The organism is Thermomonas fusca DSM 15424, assembly GCF_000423885.1.
GTDB lineage: Bacteria > Pseudomonadota > Gammaproteobacteria > Xanthomonadales > Xanthomonadaceae > Thermomonas > Thermomonas fusca.
The window spans coordinates 70,855-94,329 of the sequence record NZ_AUIV01000008.1; the positions used below are offsets into that span (position 1 = coordinate 70,855).

Sequence of the window (23,475 nt, forward strand, 5' to 3'; positions counted from 1 at the left end):
CAACGGCTGCGCGCCCGCCGGCACGGACGGCCTATGCCGGAAGCTGCGGCTCCAGCTGTTCCTGTTCCAGGCGCAGCGGCCTTGCCTGCAGGGCGGAAGCCGCCTCATCCCAGCCGGCGCGGCGGGCCCAGGCGCACATCCGCGCGAGCTGCGCGGGGGTTGGCGTCGCGACCGCCGCGCAAGCCACGTCCGCCAATGCGTCGGGACTCATCCGCCACGGCTGCAGCTGGCGTCCGGCCGCCGCCGCGGTTTCCGCAAGCTTGGCGGCAATGCGGAATCCGCCTTCGTCGATATCGCCCCAATGATAGATCGGCAACTCCGGTGCAAGACAGGCAAGAATGCGGGCGTAGGCCGCGCGCCAGGCCGGCGACGGCATGCCGCCTGTGTACAGCAACAGGGCGTGTTGCGCACCGGCTGCATGGGTGGCGTCGTGGAAACTGGCCAGATTTTCGATGCTGACAAGGCAGCGAGCATCGGTAGCCAAAGCGCGTAGCTGCTCCACTGGCAGGCCAATGAAGGGCCGCGGCAGCGGCAGCACCGCCTCGCCCACCGTAGCCGAGCCGGTTCCGGCGAGCAGCAATGGTTGTGGTTCGCGACGCAGGCCCAGCATCGCCCAGACCTCGACATCGCAAAGATCACTGGTTGCCACCTCGCCGGTGACCAATAGTTCCAGCCAACGGGTGAGTTTCTCCAGCCGCTTGCTGTCACCGAACAGCCGCGCGCTCTCGCGGCGAAGAACCCGCTCTGCCCCGACATCGTCCAGACGCGCGGCAACCGCACCGGCGGCATCGGCCAAATCCAGCGCAGCTTCGGGGCCAGCACCGCGCAACTTGCGATTGCTGCGCCATGCGGCAAGCACTTCCTCCAGCACCGGGAAGCGCGCGCGCCACGGATCCAGTCGACTTTCGGCCGCATCCATGCGTTCGTCCAACAGGCTGACGCCAAGGTGCCTCGCCAATGCGGCTACATCGCACACGCTCAGCCGCAGCAGCTTTGTGCCATCTCCGCCATGCACGTCGCGTTGCACTCGCACTGCGCCGGCGCGTTCTGCCAGGCCGATACGAGCGTGGAAGGTTTCAAATTCCGCCAACGTACGCAAGGCGATGGATTCATCGATGCGAACCATGTTGATGGCGACGGGACGGTTATCGCCGCGTCGCCGCGCACTCTCCGCGCGGCGCAGCAGGCGTGCCAGCAGCGCGTCCGCCGAGCCCGCCGCGCTCACGCCTCGCCCTTGCCGGCGGCGATGCGCGCGGCCTCCTCGGCCAGCAGCTGCGGGTGCAGGTCGAACTGGTCGGAGAGCAGCAGTGCCCGCGCCGCTTCGCCGACTTCGATGCGTTCGGCCTGCAGCAGGTCGCCGTCGCGGAACAGTTCGATGTAGCTGTCCAGCACGCCGGACAGCGTGCCCTGTGCGGTGTCGGGCGCCGCCAGGACCAGCTGCAGGCCCAGCGAACGCAGGTAGTCGACGGTGGCGCGTGCGTTCTGCGCGTCGATCTTGTCGCCGAATTCGTCCAGCAGGATCAGGCCCAGCCCGCCCGGATGCGCCGCGCTCTTGCCGTAGGCGGCGGCCAGCGCGGCGCCGGCGATCACGTACAGCGGCGCGCGGTGTTCGCCGCCCGAGCCCGAACGCATGCGTTCGGACAGCGAGCCGATCACCTTGTCGTCCTGGCGGATCTGCACTTCGAAGCGGAAGAAGCGGCGGTAGTCGTCCAGCGCCGAGGCGGCGCCGCGCTGCGCGGCGTTGTCCTCGATCAGTTCGCGGAAGGCGGCCGGCACTTCGCCGGCGCTGCCGAACAGTCCGTCTTCGCCCCCGACGTCGGCCACCCGCTGGATGAAGCGGTGCAACTCGCGGTATTCGGGCGCCACCTCGTAGTGGAACTGGTAGCGCTCGTTGTTGGAAAACGCGGGGCTGGCGCGCAGGGTGCGGTTGAGCGTGCCGATCTGGTACTTCAGCTTGCTGAAGTTGTCGTACAGCGCCGAGGCGACGTTGCTGCGGAAGGTCTCGGTGGCGGTGGCGTAGGCCTCGTCGGCCTGGCGCTGGTAGTTGGCCAGTTCGGACTCGCGCAGCTGCGCCAGTTCCTTCGCCAGAAGGCTGCGCGCTGCGCGCCAGTCTCCGGGGGCCAGCGCCAGCGCCAGCCCGTGGTCCTTGGCGTACTGCGACAGCGTGCCCCAGGCCTCGGGTTTGAGGTTGTCCAGCTGGCGGTCGCTGTCCCTCGCGCGCTCCTCGCAGCGCGCGCCGCGCTCTTCCAGCGCGGGCCACTTGGCGTCCATTTCCTCGCGCAGGCGTTCGACCCGGTTGGGATCCACGTCGGCATCGCGGAAGGCTTCCACCGCACGCCGCGCGACCAGGTCTTCCTGGCCGCGCAGGCCGTCCAGCAGGCGTTGCGCGGTCGTTTCCGCGCCTTCGTCCAGCGCCACCCTGCCCAGTAGCGCGTCGCGCCGGCTGCGACAGGAGGCCAGTTGCTCTGCCAGCTCGCGCAGCTGCTCCGAAGCGCGCAGCAGATCGGGGTTCTGCGCGGCCTCGCGGCCCTCCTGCGCGTCGCGGTAGCGGCGCAACACCTGACGGTGTTCGAGCGCCGCATCGTGCAGTGCCTGCGCCAGCGCTTCGGGATCGGCCAGCGGTGCCAAACCGCGCTGGCAGGCATCGGCGCGGCGCAGCGCCGGTTCAAGCTCGCGCAGCTCGCGCTCGGCGGCGTCGATGTCCTCGCGCAGCACGCGCAGGCGCGCGCGATTGTCGCTGGCGCCGATCTTCAGCTCGTCGGCCGCGGGCAGGCGCCGGCGCTCGATGCTGCCGCCCTTGGCCAGCAGGCCGTCGCGGGTCAGGCCCTGGCGGCTGGCGACCAGTTCCGCTTCGCTGTCCACGCAACGCAGTTCGCCGAGGGTGCGGCGCAGGAACGCCAGCGCCTCGGCATTGTCGCCCTCCAGCAAGGCGGCAACGCTGCCGGGTTTGGGGTCCTCGCCACCGCGCCGCGCCGCGCTGGACAGCGCCAGCTTGACGCCGTAAACGCTGCGCCCGCCGCTGAGCGCGCGATACAGCTTCACCGCGCGCTCCTCGTCGGCGGCCGGAATCAGCAGCGCCTCGACGTTGCTGCGCAAATAGGCTTCGATGGCGCCCTGCCAGGCCGGATCGCGCACCCGCACCAGGTCGCAGACCGGGCGCGCGGCAATGCCTTCGTCCTGCAGGTAGTGCATCAGCCGCACCACGTCGGGATGCAGCTCCGCCTTGCCTGCGGCGAGGCGCTTCTGGTTCTGCCGCGCCGCGGCCAAGCGGCCCTGCACCGCGTCCACCCCGGCATGCAGGGCGCGGGCGTGGCCGTCGACGGCGGCGATCAGCGGCTGCGCGGCGGCCAGCGCCTGGTGCGCCTCGGCGAACAGCGCGGCGGGTTGCCACGGCAGTTCGGCATCGACCGGCAAAGCCGCCAGCGCGTCATACCAACGCTGCCAAGCCGCCTGCGCCTGCGCCAGCGCGGCCGCGTCCAGCGCGGGAAGCTCGAGCCTGGCGGCCGCCTGCCACTGCTCGCGCACCATGCCGACGCTGCGGGTGAGTTCGCGCTTGAGCCGCGCCAGCTCGCCGCGGTCGCGCCCGGCCAGCTCGTCGATCTGCGCCTGCTCGCCGTAGCCGGCGCTGCCCTGCAGGCGCGCCTGGGCTTGCGTGTGCGCGTCCTCGATGGCCGCCTGTTCACTGCTGGCTTCGCCCAGCGCGCGGCGGGTGTCGGCCAATTGGCGGGTCGCCGCTTCACAAGCCGCCTCGGCCTGTTCCACCTGTTCCGACAGCAGGTCGCGCGCGTATTCCGCGGCCAGTGCGCGGCAGCTGGCGGCGCGGGTGGCCTGCTGGGCGATCTTCTCGTACTGCGCGTCCACGCCCTCGGCCGCGGCGATCCGCGCCACCACCTGTTCGATCTTCTCCTTGAGCTGGCGGAAGGTATCCAGCAGCGCGTGGAAACGGGCGATGTCGGTCGGCCGGTCCTCGGCCACCAGCGTGCGCACGAACAGGTCCACGTCCTCCACCCGCTGCAGGTTCAGCGCGTTCTGGAACGCCTTGCGGTAGGCGCTGACATCGGGCTGGCCGGCGGGCGCGGCGCGCAGGCGCAGCAGCAGGTCCTTGAGGAAGCGCTCGCTGCCGGCGTGCAGCTCCGGCCCCGCGCCGCTGCCGGCGTCGCGGCAGCGCTTCGCCAGCAGCTCCTTGAAGCCGCCCCAGGCCAGCGGCAGGTCGCGGCCGTTGGCGCGTTCCAGGTGGTCGTCCAGCGTCAGCGCCACGCCCGGCACGATGTACTGGCCGTAGACGCGGTGCTCGGGCTCGTCGGCACTGGCCCCCAGCGCGATGCCGGCGGTCAGAGGCAGGCCGCTGTCCTGGTCGCGGAACACCAGGCTGATGTAGGTGGTGGCGGTGCGCCGCTTGCGCCCTTCCTCGCCGCTGCGCCAGGTGCCCAGGCAGTAGTCGCGGATCGAGCGGGCGCGGGCGCTGCCGCCGGCCTGGGCGTTGAAGCGGATGCGCGAGCGGTCGCCGCCCAGCAGCACGACCTGCAGTGCGTCCAGCAGCGCGCTCTTGCCGGCGCCGTTGGGCGCGATGATGGCGCTGGTGGGCGACAGCTCCAGCGTCTGCGCCTCGAACAGGAAGAACTGCACCAGGTGCACGCGCTCAAGCAGCTGCATCGTCGTCCTCCATGCCCGCGACTTCGGCGTCGTCGGCCTCGTCGTCGCGGTTGTGCTGGTCCAGCCGCTGCAGCCAGGTCTCGCCCACGATGTCCACGATGGCCGGGCGCACGCGCAGGTGGAACGGCTGCGGGTCGTCCGGTTCGGAGTCCACCAGCCGCGCCACGCCCCAGCGCCTGGCCGTGCGCGCCAGCGCGCGCAGCGTGCCGACTTCCGGCATCGGCCGCGCAATCAGTGCCTGATAGGCCTCCTGCAGCTCGGGCAGCTCCACCACCACCTCGCCCAGTTCCTCGATGTTGCCCTGCCGCGCCGCCGCGTCGTAGCGCTGGCGCAACACCAGCAGCAGCAGGGTTTCCTCCAGCGTCACCGGCACGCCCTCGGCGTGCGCCGGCAGCGCGACGACGTATCGGTAATGCGCGTTGCGCTCCAGCCGGATGCCCAGCGGCGCCAGCGCGGCCACGTAATCGTCGAAATGGTCCTCCACCAGGTGGTAGGCGGTGCGCGTGCCGCGGTCGCTGGCATACAGCACCTGCTCGGTGACCAGGCGATAGGCGGCGCGCTCGAAATCCGCCACCGCGTGGATGCCGTTCGAGAGTTGCGAGAGGACGTTCCAGCTGCGTTTCATGCGGTCTTTCGGATGCGGTGGATGGCGAAGCGCGGGGCGCGCAGGTAGCCGTTGTCGTTGCGCTCGCCGGCGTCGACGAGCTCCACCCGGAAGCCCTTGGCAAGCCGGGTCAACGGGTCGTCGCGGCGCAGGCCGCCGATGCGGTGGCTGCGCAGGGCCAGGGTGAGCAGGGTCTGGTAGGCGCGCAGGTCGGCGATGCTGTCGATGGCAAGCTCGGCGGAGTCCACCCGCCCGTCCGCTGGCAAGTGGCGGCCGACGTAGCGGGCCATGTCTTCCGCCGTCACCAGCCGCGCGCGCTTGATCCGCCGCAGCAGCGCCAACCGCGCCTGCTGTTCGGGCGTGGGCCGGGCCACGGCATTGGCGCTGCGGGCGATGGCGGCGGGCTTGCGCCGCGGCGGGCGCAGCTGCTCCTCGTCCATCAATGCACCCGGCGCCACCGGCAGCCGCAGCGCATCGTCCGGCGCCGCCAGTGCGCCGCGGATCGCGCGCGCAAGCAGCACATCGAGCTTGGCCGGCGCGCGCAGGCGGTAGTCGAGGAACGCCAGCGCGCGGCGATTGGCCTGACGGATGTCCTCGTCCAGCCGGCCCAGATATTCGTCGATGCGTTCCAGCTCGTGCAGCCGGCGCAGGCTGCGCGCCAATCGCGCCTCGGCCCGCCCGGCGTCGCCCGAGGTCAGGTGCTCGGCGTACCAGCCCAGCACCGCCGCGCGCCGGTCGCCGGTCTCGATCTCGCGCGCCATCCCGAGGATCGCGCCGCGCCGCGCCAGCGGGTGGTCGGCCTTGTGCAGCTCGGCGTAGTCGCCGACGAAGAAGCTGGACACGTAGCGCTCGAACCACAGCCGTGCGAACTGCGCGGTGCTCTCGGCGCGCGACAGCTCGGGCATCAGGTCGCGCACCTTCAGGCTCATCGAACTCAGCGACACCAGCAGCCGCCGCGCCTGGTCGGCGGCTTCGTCCAGCGCGTCGCCGCCGGCCCGGCCCTCCACCACCTGGCGCAGCTGCCATTCGATCGAGCGGACCTTCACCGACACGAAGGTCGGCCCGTGCTCGGCGAACTCCACCAGCGTAGCCAGGAACTGCGCCACCAGCGGCGGCATGCTGACCATCTCGCGCGCGCCCACCCGCTCCTGGCGCAGCCAGCCGGCCGCGCGGAAACGCTCGTGGATCGCGTTGGCGCGGACATTCAGCGGCGCGTCCGGTGCCTGCCCGTCCTCGTCCTCCCACGGATCATCGCTGAGCAGGTAGCGCTCGATGGCGGCGGTGATCTCGCGGCGCTGGAACCCGATCGGCGGCGCCAGCGGCGCGTCCGGCCCGAAGAATTCGTCGTACAGCCGGCACAGCAGCGCCCAGTGGTGCTGCCGGTTGGCCGAGGCCAGCGGACCGAAAAGGCCGGCCGGCACCAGCTCGAACAGGGGCGCGCTTGCTTGCATCGTGTGTACCGCCCTCCCGTTCCATGCCCGCCGCGCACCACGGCGGCGCGGACGCGATCCCATCCAGTGCCCGCGATTATCCCCGATCCCGGCCCCGCGACCGGCTGCCCTGCCGGCGCGAACTGCCTGGCGCGGCAATGCTTGATGGGCGGCCCTGCTGTCCTTATCACCGGCCCGGAGTTATGGTCATGCTGGCAGAGCTGTTGCACCCCGCCTCAAACTTGACAGCGTCAAGGACAGCATCCATGAAGATCCTCATCGTCGACGACGACCCCTTTCTTCCCCGGCTTCTGGACATCCAGCTGCGCAACCTGCGGCTGAAAGACCGCGGCTTTACCGGGGTGACTTCGCTGGACCGGGTCAGGCCCGCCATCGAACTGCTGGCCAACGCGGATCACGACGTCGGGCTGCTCTTCTGCGACCTGGTCATGCCCGAAATCGACGGCATCGAGTTCCTCAGGCACCTGTCCGACATCGGTTTCCGCGGCGGCGTGGTGCTGCTCTCTGGCGCGGGCGCGGCCACGCTGAAGACCGCTTTTGCGGTGGGCAAGGCGTATGGGCTGAACATGGTGGCGTACGCCGAAAAGCCGGTACCTCCCGATGTGCTCACGCACCTGCTGCAGGCCTACCGCGGCGATGCCGCGCCGAGTCCAATGATCGACGCGGATGACATCCGCAGGGTGCTGGCGATGCACCAGGCGCGCATCCTCTACCAGCCCATCATCGATGTCGCCAGCGATCGGCCGGCGGGGTTCGAGGCGTTGGCGCGACTGCCGGTGCCCGGCGGGCGACTGGCGCTGCCGAACGAGTTCCTGCCGGCCATGCAGGCGGATGGCGTGGCGCAGCTGGATTGGCAGGTCCTCCTGCACGTCGCATCCGACCTGTCGGCAGTACGCGGGCTGGTCGAGGAAGCGTTCGTGAGCGTGAACGTGTCCGCGGCCCTGGCTGGCACGACGGATTTTCCCGATCGTCTCTCCGAGCTCCTGGTCACCGCCGGCGTGCCTGCAGCTGCCCTGAGGATCGAAATCCAGGAAGCGGATCTGGGGTCAAGCCCGAACACCACCCTCCTCGCCAATCTGGCAAGGCTTGCGATGCAGGGCGTCGGCCTGGCCATCGACCGGTTCGGCAGCGGCGGCTTGGATTCCGCGGCCCTGGGCAGCACGCCCTTCGACGAGGTGAAAATCCGCATCGGAGCGCACACCGGCACCTCGGACGCGGTGGCCGAGCAGGAAGGCTTCAACGCCATGGCGACGCTGGCCGCAAACCAGGGGCTCCGCTGCACGGCCGTTGCCATCGAGTCGCCCGAGCAGTGGCAGGCCTGCACACAACGGGGCTGCTCGCGCGCGCAGGGGTTCCTGATCTCACCCGGCCTGCCCATCGCCGAACTCGGCCATTGGCTGGCGGACTGGGCGCAACGCCCATCGCCCGCGACCGCGGCCGGGCCCTGACGCCGCGCCGAACACAGGCGATGCGGCAATGACCAGGGACGCCGACAGCCAGGGCCTTGTGCCGGCGGCGCAGCGTCCGGCGGCCAGCTGTTCGCCGGGAGCGCCGGTTTCCGCGCAGCAGATCGCAGCGGCCAGCCAAGACTGCATCGTCGTGCTGGACGCCGAAGGCAGGATCGTCCAGGTCGAAGGTGCCGCCCGCGACATGCTGCGCGTGCCCGCGGGACAGGAGCCGGCCGGCGGCAGCTGGTTCGACCTGTGGAGCGCCGATGAGGGACATGCGGCCCAGGCCGCGCTTGACCAGGCCCTGGCCGGTGAAGTCGGCCGGTTCCGGGCCTTCGTGCGGCGCTGGGACGGAAGCTTCGCCTGGTGGGACGTGCAGACGAGTCCACTGGGGGCCGACCCGTCGCCTCCCGGCCAGGTCCTCGCCGTGGCCAGGGAAATCACCGGCCAGCACGACGCGGAGCTGCGCACCCAGGCACTCGCCGCGGATCTCGCGCTGCGGGTGAGGCAACACCAGGGCGCACTGGCCGAACTCAACGAAAAGGAGCAGGAACACCGCGCCCTTCTCGACAACCTCAACGACTGCGTCATTTCCATCGATCAGGCCGGCACGATCCGCAGCGCCAATCCCGCGGTGAGCCGGATGCTCGGCTACCGGATCGACGAAGTCGTGGGCCGCAATGTCTCGATGCTGATGACGGCAGAGGATCGGATGCGATACCGCGGCTTCCTGCGGCTGCAGGCCTCGCGTGCCGGAACAGCGCCGGCCTTCGATGCGCACTCGGTGCGGGCGATCCACAGGTCCGGGAAGACGGTGCCGCTGGAGCTGTCGATCAGCCAGTACAGCGCGCACGGGGAGCGCTTCTTCATCGGCACCCTGCGCGACCTGAGCGAACGCGAACGGCTGATCCAGGACCTGACGCGGGCGCGGGTGGAGGCGGAACAGGCCAATCACGCGAAGTCGGCATTCCTTGCCGCGATGAGCCACGAGATCCGCACGCCGATGAATGGCGTGATCGGCATGATCGAGGTGCTCGCGCACAGCGCACTGAACGACACGCAGACCGATGCGGTACAGACCATCCGCGAATCCGCGTTTTCGCTGCTGGGCCTGATCGACGAGATCCTGGACTTTTCCAAGATCGAAGCCGGCCACATGCAGCTGGAATGCGAGCCGGTCAACCTTCGCGACCTGGCCGAGCAGGTATGCGACAACCTGTTGCCGGTTGCCCGGCATCGTGGCACGCAGCTCTCGCTGTACGTGGACCCGTCGCTTCCCGCCTGGATCTACACCGACCCGGTGCGGCTGCGGCAGGTGCTGGTGAACCTGATGGGCAACTCCATCAAGTTCAGCCCCAGCGGGAGCGACAAACAGGGCCGGGTCGAGGTGCGGATGCATGCGCTGTCGGATTCCTATTCGATCTCGGTTTCCGACAACGGCATCGGCATGTCGGACGAGGTGATCGCCGGGCTGTTCAGCCCGTTCAAGCAGGGCGAAGCCTCTACCACCCGCCGTTTCGGCGGCACCGGCCTCGGGCTTGCGATCTGCAAACGCCTGGTCGACCTGATGGGCGGGAGCATCAAGGTCTCCAGCCGGCTGTCGATCGGGTCCACCTTCGCCGTGTTCCTGCCGATGGCGCGGGTGGACGCCGTGGAGGAAGACGCCAAGGCGCTGCGGCTGGACGGCATCACCTGCGTCCTTGCAGATGGCGACGTGGATGAACTCATCGACATCGGCGACTATCTGCGGGCGGCGGGCGCCGACGTCATCGGCCCGGTGGACGACCTGGACGCGTTCCTGTCCGAATCCCCCTCACAACGCGTTGCCATCGAGGGCATCGCCAACCGTGCCGAGCAGGGCCGATTGCTGGAGAACGCCCGCGCCAGATCCGGCACCCAGGCCAGGGTCATCATCACCCGCGGCAACCGCAGGGCACCGCGCCTGGAAGCCGAGGGCATCGTGTCGCTGGACAGCAACATCCTCAGGCGCGATGCGTTGATCCGCGCGGTGGCCGCCGCGACCGGCCACTTCACCATCACAAAGCCGGCATGGATTCCTGCGGCGCCCTCGCGGACGAAGCCCGCCCTGCCGCCGAGCGTCGCGGCGGCGCGCGCGGCGGGCCAGCTGGTGCTGGTGGCCGAGGATGACGCCATCAACCAGAAGGTCATCCTGCGCCAGCTGGATATCCTGGGGTACGCCGCGGAAGTGGCGGGCAATGGCGAGGAGGCCCTGGCGCTGTGGCGCAAGGGCGGTTTCGGCATGCTCATCACCGATCTCCACATGCCGCTGATGGACGGCTACACGCTGGCCCGCAGCATCCGCGAAGAAGAATCCGGCGACGGGCGGATGCCGATCATCGCGTTGACCGCGAACGCACTGCGCGGCGAGGCCGCAACCGCCTTCGCCGCGGGCATGGATGACTACCTGACCAAACCGCTGCGGCTGAAACAGCTGGAGGCCGCGCTGGAAAAACATCTGGCGGACAGCGCCGGCGCCGGCGCCGCACCCGCCGCCCCGGCGCCGCCCGCGCACGCCAGCGACGGCCCCATCATCGACTTGGCCGTGCTGAGGAACCTGATCGGCGACGACGAGGCCGCGATCCAGGAGCTGCTGTCGGCGTACTGCACGATGGCGCCGCCGTCGATCAAGGACATGCTGGCGATGGCCCGCGTGCGGGACTATGCGCGGGCCTCCGCCGAAGCCCACCGGCTGAAGTCCTCATCGCGCGCGATGGGCGCCGCGCTGATCGCGGACCTCTGCGCCGACATCGAAGACGCCTGCCGCCGCCAGGACGCGGGCGGCCTGGACAGCTGCGCGAGCCGGTTGGCCGACGCCCTTGCCCAGCTGCATGACGAACTCCCCGTCCTCCTCGCCACACGGCGCATGGATCCGGGAAGCGAACGCTAGAGCAGCGCGGAAAACCGCTGCCGCCCAGAAGGGCTGGAGAATCCAAACAGGGCAGCGTCATTCACATCGACCTTGCAAACGAACTATTCGCGTAGCCCCGCTCCCGTGTCGTACCCAGAAGGCTCAAACCATCGAAAGGCCGCGTGCCTGCGTCTGCACGCGCTCCTGTTCATGGGGTAGCGATGACTGGGCCACGCGCTGCCCTCGTTGCTCGCTGAACGCATAACTGGCTTCGACCGCATGCGGCAATGACGGAGCGGGCTGCGAGACATCGGTAATCGCGCTGCGTCCGGGGAAGTTGCCCGATATGTAAAGCGCGTTGCCATTCAAACCCATGAGGCGGATGTCGCCGGGACCATGGATGCCGGCCCGCTTCGCCTCGGCCATGCTCCGTGACACGATGTCGTCATCGATGCGCGCCGGGACGGCAGCACGGATATGAGCGAACAACACCCTGTCCTCAGGGCTCAGGCGCGCAAGCGCTTCCGTCTGCTCAGCGCTGCGCGCACCCGCCGGCGTCGCGGCATGGTGTGGCGAGCTGGCCTCCAGCCATCGGCTGGAACTCTGCTCGATGTTGTCGCGGATGGCTGCGCTGCCGGGGATGGAAAAGCGCTTGCCGGGCTCCGATGCGAAATGCCGCTCGATCACGTGGATCTGCCCATCGCGGCCAAGCTCCACATGGGTGATGCCCTGTCCGCGCTCGGCGGCTTCGGCCGCAAGACGTGCCGCCAGTACTTCGCTGTGCGCACCGGAGGTGATTCTGCTGCTCCCTTCCATGCGACGCACCGCGTCCAGCGCGTCGGCAAAGGCGTGGTGCCCTGGATGCCCCGCATGGCGGATGTCGGCAGGCGCCTGCAGCGCAGGCGCGAAGTCAGTGGGAAGGCTGCGCGTGAGCGAAGCTCGCCCTGGCAGGTCGGTGTCAGCCGGCTCCCGCTGTGCAATGGTCCGCGGGCTCTGTGCGATCTCCCGGTAGGGGTCGTCCGGATGGAACTGCCCCGCCTTTTCCTGCCGTTCCAGACGCAGCTGCCGGGCGTCGTTGAGTTCGCGCAGCGTGCGCGGGTCGGTGACGGTCTGGATTACCGGCAAGCCTCCCTGACTGAGCTCCGTGATGGAAGACCAACTGCGGTCGCGTGGACTGTAGCGATAGTGGAAAGCGTCCCCGCCAATGACATTCGGGTTGACCGCGTCGCGGCTGTCTTTGGCCATGAGGGTGGCCACGCCGAGTCTTGCCGTATAGCCAGCCGCCTCGGATACCGGCATGTAGCGCCGAATGGCGTTGACCGTGTCTCCGCCGCGCGACAGCCCCTTCCACGAGTTGTCCAGCATGTTTGACCAGACATGTTCTGCGGCCTGCTCACCGCCCTGTTTGCGCGCGGCTTCCAGCAGACGACGAGGGGTCCAGGCGTCGCGTTCGAGGTTGCGATCGGTGAACGTCTTGTCGTGTACGCGCTGAACGTCCTTGACTGGCAGATTCAGGGCCGCTTTTGGGTTGCCGTTGTCCTCCAGTTGTATGCGTCTGCGTTCAAAGTCCTCCCTGATGAGCTGTTGGCCGAAGGCTTCCCACTCGCGCTCGCTCAGCCTGCGCCCGCCGTTGTGTTGCGCATAGGCATTGGCGACGGCACCGGGCATGTTGTCGTTGCGGACAACGCCCAAGGCCAGCAATCCGTACCCATCGTTGCCCGGCAGTTGGGCGAGGTAATTCCAGTAAAGCTCACGGTTCTCAGCTTTGTACGCATAGTGCTTGAGGATGTTCAAATCCTTCCGCGTCAAACCGCTCATGGTTTGTCACCATTGCGTTCGGTGCCGATGTAGTACCGATCCATCAGTGCCCGGTAGCGCGCTTCGATGCGTTGCCACTCATGCATCACGACGCGAGGATAGTCCACGACTAACATCACATCATAGCTTGGGATCGAGAATGTATGCGTGCATAGCGCTACCCGCGGGTTGCCGTCTTTGACCAAGGTGTCGCCCTGAATGACCAAGCCATCTGGCTTGGCTAGCGGATCACAGCGCATGCGGGTCAACACATGACCTTGCGCATCCCGGCGCAGATACCAATCCTTGATATTCCATGGATCCGCGGGCAATCCGTACCGATCGCGCTGCCCTTCAGTCAGCTTGAGATAGCGCGCCTTGTCCTCTTCGCTCACCACCCAGCGCTCGAGACCCAGTACGTCGTCCACGCGGGTGCGATACTCGATGTTGTCCGTTGGATCCTGGCGCAGGATCGGGTCATTCGACCCGGTACGCAACGAGCTGTCCATCGCGTTCTGCAAAGGCCGTTTATCGATGTAGTCCAGGTTGGCTACTACCAGATGCGCCTGCTGCAGGGCGTTCGTGGTGCGCGTCCAGCCCGGCGGTGCCGCTTCCAGCTTGGGCCACACCAGTTCCAATATCGCTCCGCCCTGGAAATCCGGACCGATCTGATCGGTGAAGTAGTTGGCCGGGATCATGAAGCGGTGCGGCCCCAACTTGGTCAACTGCGGCTCGTTGGTATAGGTGAAATTCCCGTCGGTGGGGCCAACAATCAGCGGCTCGTTCATGGAGGTCATTCGGGGTTTGCTTTGGGGGGGCACGGCGTCGGCGGCGCAGGCGGCAAGAATCGCGGCTGCAACCAAGGTGATGAGAATCCGTGGCGGTTGGGGCAGAACTCCGTTCCAAGATAATCCGTTCATGGTTTGTCACCATTGCGCTCAGTGCCGATGTAGTACCGATCCATCACTGCTCGATAGCGCGCTTCGATGTGCTCCCACTCATGCATCACGACGCGGGGATAGGTGACGTTGAGCGACACACCGTATTTCGGAACAGAGAACGCGTGCGAACATAGAGCTACCCGGGTGGTGTCCTCTCGGATCAAGGAATCATTCACGATGATCAAGCCATCAGGCTGGGTCGCCGGAGCGCACTCTATATGGGTCAGTACATGACCATGCGAATCCCGCCGCAGATACCAATCCTCGAAATCCCAGGGATCTGCGGGCAATCCGTAACGATCGCGCTGCCCTTCGGTCAGCTTGAGGTAGCGCGTCTTGTCTTCTTCGCTGACCACCCAGCGTTCCAGGCCCAACACGTCTTCCCTGCGGGTGCGGTAATCGATGTTGTCCGTTGGATCCTGGCGCAGGATCGGATCCTCTGAGCCGGTGCGCAACGAGCTGTCCATGGCGTTCTGCAATGGCCATTTGTCGATGTAGTCCAGATTTGCTCGTACCAGATGCGCCTGTTGCAGGGCATTCGTGATCCGCGTCCAGCCCGGCGGGGCCGCTTCCAGCTTGGGCCACACCAGTTCCAATATCGCTCCGCCCTGAAAGTCCGGACCGATCTGATCCGTGAAGTAGTTGGCCGGGATCATGAACCGGTGCGGCCCCAACTTGGTCAACTGCGGCTCGTTGGTATAGGTGAAATTCCCATCGGTGGGGCCGACGATCAGCGGCTCGTTCATGGCGGTCATTCTGGGTCGGTTTCTGGGCGGTACGGCGTCGGCGGCGCAGGCGGCCAGCAGCGCAATGACGACGCTGATCATGAAGATGCGTGAGGCTGGGAGCATTGAGATCATCGCGGGGCGGGAAATAGAAAATTGATTGATGCGCGCTACGACTGCACCTGATTGAAAATGGCGCGTGAAGGAAAATGGGCCCGGTTTTCCGGGCCCATGGCCACTTTTATTGACCGGCCGGTTGCAATGCCGGCTGTTGCTGGCGCCTCTGCTCCTGCTCGGCGGCCTGATGCAGGCGCTGGGCCGACTCGCGTGACAGTTGCTCGCTCATGGCCTGGAACCCAGGGGTGGGCGCGTCCAGATCCACGCGTGTCGCCGTGCCAATCGTGGTGCCGCGCACCAGCAGGGCGCCGTTGTCCAACTGGACGATATCGCGCAGCTTCGAGGCGTCAGTGATGCCATTCACCGTAGCTTGCCCAACCACGTTGGCGATCACCTCCCGCCGCGTACCGGCTGGCAGTTGACTGGCGATCGCCTGATATAGCCCGTTGTTGGGGTGCGCTCGCTCGGACAGCAGGGGGTGCGCGACACTTCGCTCCAGCGCCGCCAGGGTCTTGGGTCCGGCGATCCCGTCCACCGCCAGGCCGTGTGCACGCTGGAACTCGCGTACGGCGTTCTCGGTGTTGACACCAAAATTGCCGGTACCGCGCAGTTGATAGCCGTCCTTTCCGTCATATCCCAATGCACTCAGGCGCTGCTGCAGCTCAATCACCGCCCGGCCACTGTCGTTGCGATCAAGGACGCCACCACGCGCGCCTGCGCTCACGGGGGCGGCCTGCTGCGCGCGGCCGGTGACGGCCTGATTCTCAGACATCTGGTCACGCGACTCCACCTTGCCTTGCAACAGCCCACGCGCCTTTGCCAACGGGTCGCTGGCCACGAGTGTGTAGCTCGCAGGCACGCCCCGCAGGTACTCGGTCAGCGGCATGGTGTGTACTCCCTTGCTGCCGGAGGACTGGCTGGCCAGCAGGGCACCGCTCTGGGGATCCCGCACCACCATCACGATATGGTCGATGCCCTTCCAGTGTTCATGCCGCGTGCGGCCGCTGTCCACGCCAATCACCATGCCCTCTTTCAGGTCTGTACCGGCGCGGACCTGAGCGTCGTTGAGCAGGATCTTGGCGCGGTCGTAACCTAGCTTCACTATGCCGCCGGACCCAACCATGTGCGGATCCAGAATATCGGCTTTCGAAAATACGGTACGCCCGGCCTTCTTGTTAATCTCCTCCATGGTCGCGTTTTGCAGGTTGCTAACCCAGCCGGAGCAGTCGATATAGCCCTGTGACAGGTTCTTGCCGCTGACGCCCGCGTGATACAAACGATGTCCCGGAACATTGATTGCGTATTTCACATCGTCGTACTTCACACCCATCGCATACGCGGCAGTCAGCTGGATGCCTGGGCTCTGGCCAGTCCCCTCCTGCGATAACACCGGCTTGGCGACTGCCGCAACCTGTGCCGTGGGCCCACGAATCACCGACTCGGTTCCAACACGCAAGCCCTCGAACTGGCCGATACCGTCGGCGAGTGCAGAAATCTCGGTGGGCGTCATCTGGGAAATCTGCTTGCCCCGCAGGTTCACTCCACGGGCGTCACCAACCGCGTAGATCGCCCGCTCCTGCGCAGCATGATTGGTATTACCGGAATAATCGGCCGTCGAATACTTCGGCAACAATTCCCTGACAGTCAGGTCGCCATTGTTGGTCAGCAGCTTGATCTTGGCTGCCCGGCCCTGCTCGGGCGTTGCGAAAATGGCGTTGCCCCACTGATCAAGATCCACTACGCCGTCATAGCGGCGCTGCGCGGAGGCCAAGGCCTGTTCCCTGGACCGGGATACGTTGTGGGTCTGGTCGGCATCTCCCTTGTACTCGAACTTGAGATTGCCGGGGTTGTTATTGCGCCATGCAACCGTACCGCCATCGCGGACCACGATACTGCCGTCACTCATTTGGTACGTGCGGCGCTGGTCGGTGGGTAGCGTCACCCTTACGATCACGGGATCAGCCACGGACCACCTCCATCCGGGACAGTTCTTGCACTTCAAACTTCAGTTTCATCACCAGCTCCTGCTTGAACGGCCATGGCCGCGTGGGAGCCGACAGGGCGCGTCCTTGCGCCAGATACAGGCAGTCAGCAAGACAATACCAATTCACTTGTAGCGATAGTGCTTCTCTTCCTGGTCGTACACGTACACCGAGGTATCGCTGGCACCCACAGTCCGGATGCTGCCGGTCGCGTCGTCGATGGTCGTGCCCTTTTTGACCACCCGCAGCGTCGGCATTTTGCCGGGAGCAGGAACGACCTCAAATGTGCCGGACCATTTGGTGCAGTCGGCCTTGGGGTTGGTTTTGCAGAGCCGGGAATTGTCAACGCCGGTCAATACACTTCCGAGATAGCGCCACGCATGCTTGCGTTCTGCACTATCGTCAGGCAGATCGAATGAGAACAACGACATTTCGAAATCTTCGGAATCCCCGGCAAGTGAGGTTTGTACGGTGGGGATCGCGAGCAACAAACGCTTATCGTCAACCCTGTGCTCTACCATGAGGCGCGACGGATCAATCCGGATCTCGCGACCATACGAACCATACATCCCCACAGACCGTTCACCGCCCACGAATTTCCAAGGCTTCTCCGTACCAGGGCGAACCAGTTCGAAGGTCGCTGCCGAGAGCATTACACCCTCCGCTGGATCTTCAGGTTGAGGTGGGTTGCCATACTTGGCCGGGGTATCCTGCGCAAAAGCTGTATAGAACTGCCGCCCCCCAACGCGCAGCGCATGGTGTCCCCATACCGACACCCGCATGTGGTTGGCGATCTCGTAAGCGTGCGCGCCATCCCCATCCTGACCGTAGAGAAGATAGAGAATGGTGGGCACCGACGGCGGCTGCTCTTCCACCAAAGCGTTCGCATCTTCGTTCATGGCGTTTTCCATGACCCTTCCTTCTTGCTTTCCTGCGCCACGAACCCCGGACTTGGACGCCGCTTGCGTCGAAGCGGTATCGACGCGCCCAGCTGGCGCATCACAGGCACCCAGGGTAACCGCGAGCCCGACGGCGAATAAAATAGAAGCCAAGCGCATCTTCGCATCCCTCATATCCATCCCCTTCCAAACCGCAAGCATGGCTGGAGAACAGTCGCAACGGAGCTCCTGATTTACCCATGCTTATGTTGCAAGAGATATATCATTTCATCCAACCTTTCGGCCTAAAAAAACGAGACTAGCGCACACGCACAGGATAACTACAGCCCACGTACACCACCTCACAGCTTGGTCGACTATCCGAAGCACAATTTGACAGAAGCAGGTTACGTGTCGCCTCTGGGTCAGCCGCTCCGCCGGAGTACAAGCGACCGTAGCCGTTGACAATTCCCAAACATGAATTTCGAGTTTCCGCGATAATCTCACAACCCTTTCCACACTCCTCCAGGACCTTCCGCCTCGCAATTCTCCGACTTTCTTGGTCCTTGGTAGAAACAGTATTACCGTCCGCATCCCTGGCAATAGCACCGTAGCGGCTGCGCCATACTTCGGCGGGCGCCGCAATTTGTCTATTTCCGGCATTTGAGGGCGAGCCGCAGCTACCGTTGATAGGCGCCCCCATACCGCAAGGTCCCCGCCCAGGAGGCGGCGCTTGCGAGTTTGCGGGGAAAGTCGAGCCGAGCGCACCCACTAGTATCAGCGAACTCGTATAGACCCTGAGTAACGGGCTCGCGATAATCCCAAATCCCGTATCTAATCCGCTCATCCGACGCTCCGGTTATGAATATTAGGCACGCTGCCACCATCAGCCGCCTTCGGATCCAAAGCTGGTTGTCGCGCCCCCCCCGCGCCCACCCCCACCGGATTCCCCGCCGAATCCCTCGCCTGCGCCTGTCCAAACTGCGAATACGCAGAGAAGTTGGCCAACGTGCCCTGGAAGAACATCGCCGCAATGGGCGGGGTGGCAATGAGCAATACGGTCAAGATGACCCCCAAGCCGGCTTGTTGCATGGCCACGCTGCTAATGCCGGCGGAACCCACGCCCGCCGAGGTAGCCATGATGATCTGGTACTTGACGAACATCGCGACCGCCACGACACCCACCAGTTTCATGGCCACGGCCACCATGAACGAAAGCACGGCCAGCGAAAATATCGTGCCTATCCCGTATGTCAGCCATTTGGTGAACATGGGTTTGGTGCTATTGAATAGCAGCGTCAGGATGAACAATGGCCCCAACCCAACGAACAGAGCCAAGGCGACCTTGTAGGTGAGCAGCAGCGCACCACCGATGACCGCCGGTCCTGCCACGCCGATTGCGCTCATGTTGGATGCTTTGTCGATCTGCTCCTTCCAGCCTTCGCCGCTGGACGTGGCGGCGTAACCGTCCATCAAGCCTGTTATCAGCTGCATATAGGCGAGATTGCGGTCAATCTCGACCGCCGGATTGTCCTCTTCGGTACTCACCAGCCCGGTGACGGCCTTGGGCAAGGTGTTACTCAGTAGATTGGAAATGCTCTGTCCGCCAAAGCTGAAGCTGGTGGCCAGCAGGGTAATCATCACCACCTTCATGGCCTGGGTCACCAACGCCATCATCGGCTCGCGCGAGCGGCCGGTGACGATGAGCCACCCCTGGAAAATGATCCAGACCGTGATCATGATCGTTCCGAACAGGAGGATCCATTCGATCAGCCCGGTCATCAGGTTGTGACGGAAGGTCTCGATTTCCGTATCAATGAAATCGAATATCAGCTTGAAGAACAGCCACTGACCTATGCTTTCCATTATATTTTTTCCAGGTGGCTGCGAGGCATGCCCAAGTGTTTAGTCGCGACGCGCAGCATGAATGGGCGACCCATCCGAAAATGCCAATTGCATGACGCTGAAGGCGGCGATATCGCCGGCCAGGTGGTTCGCCGAGCCACCGGGACCTACGACGCCCTCGCCTCCCGTGCCCTTGAAGGCTTTCTGTCCCAAGCGATTCTGCATTGCCCGGAGATAGGCGATGCGGGCGGTGTAGGCGTCGTTGTAGGCTTTCTGTTGCTGCTGATCGATCTGAATCAACGTCAACAACGCCAGGATCTTGTTGGTGTTGCTTTCGATCCGCCCCGCATTGTCATCGTCGATGTTATTCCTGCGCTCACGCTGGATGACCTGCAGGCGATCGAAGCGCTTCTGCGCCAAGTCACTCATCATCACGTTGTACTTGAACTGGGCCTTCTCGGTTTCCAGCAACTCCTTGCATATCGTCCATTGCTGCTGCGCAATCCCGTTGGCACTTGATGGTACCGAGGGAATCGACACGTTTTCCACATCAGGGGCTTCCGGGGTTGGGGGCTCGGGGCAACGATCGCCCTCGGTCATGCTCACCTGGGAAATCGAGTCCTGCTCGGCTTGGGTGAACATGCGCGGCGGATCCTTGTAACGTCCCTGTTGCTCGCCAATCGTGGGATTCTGCTCAAAATCGCCTTGCCCCACCTTGTTTCTGGCATCAAGCTTCTTGTTGACTTCCTTGAGTTCGTCATGCACGTCATCGTCGTAGACGCGCCAGTCGGCGGAAGCGGACAGGCTGACCGTCAGCGCGGCACCCATCAACATCGACAAAGCAGTGCGCAGGGCTCGCTGGGGACGGCGCGGGTGGTTTGCAGGTTTGGATTGGGCGGTACGGGTCATGTCTTTCCTCCGGAATTCTGGTCAGACTGCATCGTGGGTGGTGACTGGGTTGGACAGGATGGCGCGCGGCACGCGCAGGATGCGCGGCGTCTTGCCCGATCCCTTTCGCTGGTCATAGAAATCTTGCAACCACTGCCGGGGTTGCAATTCGTCCACGCCAATCCCTGCGTCCATGGCGGCCTGTGCGGTGACGCGGTCAAGCACTTCAATGTTGTCGGTACTGGCGGAAATCACCGCAAGCTGGTCGTCCAGGCCGCGCAGGTTGAGCTGGCAGATGCTGGCCGCATGCCCCTGCTTTACCAAAAAGGCGCGTGAACGCTCATCCAGATTGACCACCACCTGATATTCGGCGTCCGTCAGTTTGAGACCTTCCACGTAGTCGTCGCGGCTCGCATTGGGGTTGGGCAACAGGACCAGGGTTGCGGTCTGCTCGATGAGCGCCGCGGAGATATCGCTCTTCAGCGCATCCTCGGGACTTTGCGTGGCGAAGATACCCAGGCCATTCTGCTTTCTGATCGTCTTCTGCTTGTTCTTGGCAAACTCCTTGAGGCCGCCCTTGCCATCAAGGATCTTCCAGAATTCGTCCATCACGTAGATCAGCCGACGCCCATCGATCAGTGATTCCAACCGGTAGATCAGATAGTTGATGACCGGCACGCGCGCTTCTTCGTTCTCGATGAGCTCGGTGTAGTCAAAGCCGATGATGTTGGCGCGGGTCAGATCGATGGTGTCGCGCGGGTTGTCGAAAACCCAACCCAGCGAGTTGCCTTGCGTCCACTTGCGGAGCCGAGCGTACAGGCCGTCATCGCCCAGGTTGGGCAGGCTCTTCTGGAAGTTGCTCATGCTGCGCAGATGCATGGGCATGTCCAGCATGGCCGCGACGGCTCGGAAGATGTCTTCTTCTTCGCGCGCGGTATAAGTGGGCTTGCCGGCCAGCACCTTCACCAGATCTGCTAGAAACTGGGCATTGGCTTCCGTGCGTTCGCATTGGAACGGATTGAACCCGGTCGGCTCCCCGTTCTGCAGGGTCATATAGTTGCCCCCGCAGGCGCGCACGAAAATCTCGGCGCCGCGATCCTTGTCGAAGAAAAATATCGTGGGCGCGGGGTCCAGCTTCTGCGTTTGGCTGAGCAGGAAATTGATGAGGGCGGTCTTGCCCGTACCCGACTTGCCGATGACCATCGTATTGCCGATGGCCTTTTCGCCAAACGAGTTCTCGCCCGGCAGGGTGGCATGAAAATTGAAGAAGTAGGGCTGGCCGTTCGTCGTCTGCAGGGTGGTGACGCACTCACCCCACGGGTTCTGGTCGCGCTTGCCGGTGGCAAAATTGTGCAGCGGCGACAGCCCCAGAAAATTAAGGGAACTGAGGTTGGCCAGCCGGGTGCGGTACTTCCAGTTGCCCGGGAACTGCGAGAAAAACGACGAAGCAACCGCAATGTCCTCCTTGGAGGAGACGAACCCCGCGTTGGACAGCTCGGCGCGGGTCTGTGCGATCTGCTGCGCCAGCTTCTCCTGGCTGTCAGCGTAAACAGTGACGATGAAGTGGTATTCGCCAAGGACGAAGTTGCCGGAGGCCAGCTGGTCCATGGCGTGGGTGAGTTCTTCGATCTGGGTGAACGACTTGTCGCCCGAAGAGATCATCATGCCGCGGGTGCGTTCAAGGGTCTTCAGCGCGTCGTGTCGCCCCTTGGGACTGAACGAGTGGGTGATGACGTACTCGAAATCCAGATACTTCATTCCGTTGAGAATGCCCGGATAGGTGCCCTCGGCGTATTCCTTGATGTTCAGGATGGCGCCGAAGTGGTTGCGATTGTCCGGCGTGTTGACGACGAAATCACCGCTCTTGCTGGAAAACATGTGGCGGCTGACCGGCAAGTAGTTGCGCACTGGCGCATCCAGCACCGGGACCGGTTCATCCACGCGGTTGAGGATGAAACCGTAGAGTTCCAGCAACTCCGAGAACACCACGCCGTTCTCGGCCTCGTACATGCCCAAACGCCTTGGCGTGTAGTCGCGAAGTACGGTTTCGAGGTTGATCGACATCTCGTCGAGCTTGTCGATGGCATCCTGCTGCAACGCGGCCAAACGCCTGATGTCCGCGGTCTTCTCACGAAGGCGCTTACCCTCCGGCATTGGCCGATACATCATTGTCAGAAACAGCTCGTTCTGCATGATGCGTTCGCCGGACAAGCGCTTGTAGTAGCGGTCGGACAGGTCCTGGTTGAACACGGCGGAAAATTTTCCGCCATCACCGATGGTGCGACGGCGACGCACGTCGTGTACCCAAAACGCCACGTTGGAAAAATCCGGTGCACGCAAGGTTTGCAACAGCCGGTTGAACACGCCGTGTTTGTGTTCCAACTCCTCCTCGAGCCGCCCAACGAAGGGCATGCCCGCCAGTTCCCAGGACACCATGAAATCACCATCGGTGGTCTTGACCACGGTGGGCGACACATGGGTCGAGAACGGGAGGAACTCGCTGGTCGAAGTATCCGGGCTGAACATGAAGAAAGGTGTTCCTGGTGGGTTGGTCAGCTCTTCCGAGCCGGCTTTTCCCGGTAGGGATTGGGGTTGAGTACCAGCAGACCGCCGTGTTCACGCAGGTTGCGTGCCCGCATGCGGAATAGAATGGACAGCCCCAAGAGGCGGAAGATCAGCTCGTCACGCTTGGCCATCATCCGCATCACAAAGATGACGGCGGGCGCCAGCAGCAGCAGCAATAGCTGGCCGCTGTACATCGCCAGTAGCAGCACGCTACCCGCGCCTACAAAGAACGGCACATACGGCACCCCCATGAACATGGGGGGCCGTGTGCAACCGCGAAATACGGTGTGCTTACGCATTCCAGACCTGATCGGCGGGCATCACCATCGCGGTGCCGCAATCCTGGCTGAAATCACCATTGCCGATGACCATCACCGCCAACTGGCCAGCCGCACCAATGAGCAGGCCGCCGATGAGAATCGGAGCGACGTCGGAGATGCGCTTGTGGGCAAATGCGATCTGATAGCCGGCGAAGATGATGGCGACAGTCACGATGAGGATGGATGCGACTTTCAGGATCGAATGCACATTGCCCATCACGCCGCACAGCTTGGCTTGCGCTTCGGTACCACCCGGCGACGGATCCTGACCAAACGCCATGGCGACCGCAGGCAGGACCAGGTAGGCCAACAGGATCAGGAGAGAGGCGAGCTTGAGCTTGCGGCCAACGGAGTTCTTACGATTCTTCATTGCAGTTTCCTTTCGCTTGGGT

General features: G+C 64.7%; 18 protein-coding genes. 3 read left to right on the plus strand and 15 right to left on the minus strand.

Features of this window, described 5'->3' with window-relative positions:
• Window positions 1-31 precede the first annotated feature (31 nt).
• From G582_RS15470 to G582_RS0104420, 4 genes are read right to left on the minus strand one after another with little or no spacing between them, the layout of a single operon-like run.
• Entirely contained in the window at window positions 32-1,225 is a 1,194-nt protein-coding gene (locus G582_RS15470; RefSeq protein WP_051246670.1) for a Wadjet anti-phage system protein JetD domain-containing protein, read from the minus strand.
• On the minus strand, window positions 1,222-4,653 hold the full coding sequence (locus tag G582_RS0104410) for an SbcC/MukB-like Walker B domain-containing protein (protein ID WP_028838800.1): 3,432 nt from the start codon (window positions 4,651-4,653) through the stop codon (window positions 1,222-1,224). The genes G582_RS15470 and G582_RS0104410 overlap by 4 nt, the downstream gene beginning before the upstream one ends.
• A complete protein-coding gene (locus G582_RS0104415; RefSeq protein WP_028838801.1) occupies window positions 4,640-5,278 on the minus strand; it encodes a DUF4194 domain-containing protein in 639 nt (212 codons plus the stop codon). The genes G582_RS0104410 and G582_RS0104415 overlap by 14 nt, the downstream gene beginning before the upstream one ends.
• Entirely contained in the window at window positions 5,275-6,708 is a 1,434-nt protein-coding gene (locus G582_RS0104420; RefSeq protein ID WP_028838802.1) for a Wadjet anti-phage system protein JetA family protein, read from the minus strand. The genes G582_RS0104415 and G582_RS0104420 overlap by 4 nt, the downstream gene beginning before the upstream one ends.
• Window positions 6,709-6,953: 245 nt before the next feature.
• Between G582_RS0104420 and G582_RS0104425 the strand changes: the two genes are divergently transcribed.
• Window positions 6,954-8,156, plus strand: a complete 1,203-nt coding sequence (locus G582_RS0104425; protein WP_028838803.1) for an EAL domain-containing response regulator — start codon at window positions 6,954-6,956, stop codon at window positions 8,154-8,156.
• 28 nt (window positions 8,157-8,184) lie between these two features.
• Complete coding sequence (locus tag G582_RS15475) at window positions 8,185-11,064, plus strand: PAS domain S-box protein (protein WP_051246676.1); 2,880 nt, start codon at window positions 8,185-8,187, stop codon at window positions 11,062-11,064.
• A 123-nt stretch (window positions 11,065-11,187) separates the two neighbouring features.
• Here the strand turns inward: G582_RS15475 and G582_RS17125 are convergent, their stop codons facing one another.
• The 3 genes from G582_RS17125 to G582_RS0104445 all read right to left on the minus strand — a co-directional run bounded on the left by G582_RS17125 (window position 11,188) and on the right by G582_RS0104445 (window position 14,509).
• Window positions 11,188-12,843, minus strand: coding sequence for an XVIPCD domain-containing protein (locus G582_RS17125; protein ID WP_051246679.1), 1,656 nt, complete (start codon window positions 12,841-12,843; stop codon window positions 11,188-11,190).
• A complete protein-coding gene (locus G582_RS0104440; RefSeq protein WP_038052879.1) occupies window positions 12,840-13,610 on the minus strand; it encodes a hypothetical protein in 771 nt (256 codons plus the stop codon). Before G582_RS0104440 ends, G582_RS17125 begins: the two co-directional genes overlap by 4 nt.
• 128 nt (window positions 13,611-13,738) lie before the next feature.
• The gene (locus tag G582_RS0104445) at window positions 13,739-14,509 is read right to left on the minus strand and encodes a hypothetical protein (RefSeq protein WP_028838805.1); all 771 of its coding nucleotides are present in this window, start codon (window positions 14,507-14,509) and stop codon (window positions 13,739-13,741) included.
• On the opposite strand from G582_RS0104445, the gene G582_RS17835 reads away from it, so the two are divergent.
• A complete protein-coding gene (locus tag G582_RS17835; protein WP_156880255.1) occupies window positions 14,508-14,648 on the plus strand; it encodes a hypothetical protein in 141 nt (46 codons plus the stop codon). The genes G582_RS0104445 and G582_RS17835 overlap by 2 nt on opposite strands.
• 81 nt (window positions 14,649-14,729) lie before the next feature.
• Here the strand turns inward: G582_RS17835 and G582_RS15485 are convergent, their stop codons facing one another.
• The 8 genes from G582_RS15485 to G582_RS15505 form a co-directional block, all read right to left on the minus strand.
• Complete coding sequence (locus G582_RS15485) at window positions 14,730-16,571, minus strand: peptidoglycan-binding domain-containing protein (RefSeq protein ID WP_156880257.1); 1,842 nt, start codon at window positions 16,569-16,571, stop codon at window positions 14,730-14,732.
• Between the two features lie 141 nt (window positions 16,572-16,712).
• Window positions 16,713-17,498, minus strand: a complete 786-nt coding sequence (locus tag G582_RS17130; protein ID WP_156880259.1) for a hypothetical protein — start codon at window positions 17,496-17,498, stop codon at window positions 16,713-16,715.
• 286 nt (window positions 17,499-17,784) lie between these two features.
• Complete coding sequence (locus G582_RS18640) at window positions 17,785-18,312, minus strand: DUF4189 domain-containing protein (RefSeq protein WP_083960953.1); 528 nt, start codon at window positions 18,310-18,312, stop codon at window positions 17,785-17,787.
• Entirely contained in the window at window positions 18,309-19,331 is a 1,023-nt protein-coding gene (locus G582_RS15495; RefSeq protein ID WP_038052947.1) for a TrbL/VirB6 family protein, read from the minus strand. The genes G582_RS18640 and G582_RS15495 overlap by 4 nt, the downstream gene beginning before the upstream one ends.
• A gap of 39 nt (window positions 19,332-19,370) precedes the next feature.
• The gene (locus G582_RS0104470) at window positions 19,371-20,219 is read right to left on the minus strand and encodes a hypothetical protein (RefSeq protein WP_156880261.1); all 849 of its coding nucleotides are present in this window, start codon (window positions 20,217-20,219) and stop codon (window positions 19,371-19,373) included.
• Between the two features lie 21 nt (window positions 20,220-20,240).
• Window positions 20,241-22,724, minus strand: coding sequence for a VirB4 family type IV secretion/conjugal transfer ATPase (locus tag G582_RS15500; protein ID WP_051246686.1), 2,484 nt, complete (start codon window positions 22,722-22,724; stop codon window positions 20,241-20,243).
• 26 nt (window positions 22,725-22,750) lie between these two features.
• Window positions 22,751-23,062 carry a VirB3 family type IV secretion system protein gene (locus G582_RS0104480; RefSeq protein WP_038052882.1) on the minus strand — a complete coding sequence of 104 codons (312 nt, stop codon included), beginning with the start codon at window positions 23,060-23,062 and terminating at the stop codon, window positions 22,751-22,753.
• Window positions 23,055-23,453 (minus strand): TrbC/VirB2 family protein, encoded by a 399-nt coding sequence (locus G582_RS15505; RefSeq protein WP_038052885.1) that lies wholly within the window; start codon window positions 23,451-23,453, stop codon window positions 23,055-23,057. The genes G582_RS0104480 and G582_RS15505 overlap by 8 nt, the downstream gene beginning before the upstream one ends.
• Window positions 23,454-23,475 lie beyond the last annotated feature (22 nt).

Coding starts and splice junctions, on each gene's coding strand:
- G582_RS0104420 (WP_028838802.1), bottom strand. CDS start 6,708: ATGCAAGCAAGCGCGCCCCTGTTCGAGCTGGTGCCGGCCGGCCTTTTC.
- G582_RS15500 (WP_051246686.1), bottom strand. CDS start 22,724: ATGTTCAGCCCGGATACTTCGACCAGCGAGTTCCTCCCGTTCTCGACC.
- G582_RS18640 (WP_083960953.1), bottom strand. CDS start 18,312: ATGAGCGGATTAGATACGGGATTTGGGATTATCGCGAGCCCGTTACTC.
- G582_RS15505 (WP_038052885.1), bottom strand. CDS start 23,453: ATGAAGAATCGTAAGAACTCCGTTGGCCGCAAGCTCAAGCTCGCCTCT.
- G582_RS0104480 (WP_038052882.1), bottom strand. CDS start 23,062: ATGCGTAAGCACACCGTATTTCGCGGTTGCACACGGCCCCCCATGTTC.
- G582_RS17125 (WP_051246679.1), bottom strand. CDS start 12,843: ATGAGCGGTTTGACGCGGAAGGATTTGAACATCCTCAAGCACTATGCG.
- G582_RS15495 (WP_038052947.1), bottom strand. CDS start 19,331: ATGGAAAGCATAGGTCAGTGGCTGTTCTTCAAGCTGATATTCGATTTC.
- G582_RS0104410 (WP_028838800.1), bottom strand. CDS start 4,653: ATGCAGCTGCTTGAGCGCGTGCACCTGGTGCAGTTCTTCCTGTTCGAG.
- G582_RS15475 (WP_051246676.1), top strand. CDS start 8,185: ATGACCAGGGACGCCGACAGCCAGGGCCTTGTGCCGGCGGCGCAGCGT.
- G582_RS0104470 (WP_156880261.1), bottom strand. CDS start 20,219: ATGACCCGTACCGCCCAATCCAAACCTGCAAACCACCCGCGCCGTCCC.
- G582_RS17835 (WP_156880255.1), top strand. CDS start 14,508: ATGGCGGTCATTCTGGGTCGGTTTCTGGGCGGTACGGCGTCGGCGGCG.
- G582_RS17130 (WP_156880259.1), bottom strand. CDS start 17,498: ATGGAAAACGCCATGAACGAAGATGCGAACGCTTTGGTGGAAGAGCAG.
- G582_RS0104425 (WP_028838803.1), top strand. CDS start 6,954: ATGAAGATCCTCATCGTCGACGACGACCCCTTTCTTCCCCGGCTTCTG.
- G582_RS0104440 (WP_038052879.1), bottom strand. CDS start 13,610: ATGAACGAGCCGCTGATTGTTGGCCCCACCGACGGGAATTTCACCTAT.
- G582_RS0104415 (WP_028838801.1), bottom strand. CDS start 5,278: ATGAAACGCAGCTGGAACGTCCTCTCGCAACTCTCGAACGGCATCCAC.
- G582_RS0104445 (WP_028838805.1), bottom strand. CDS start 14,509: ATGAACGAGCCGCTGATCGTCGGCCCCACCGATGGGAATTTCACCTAT.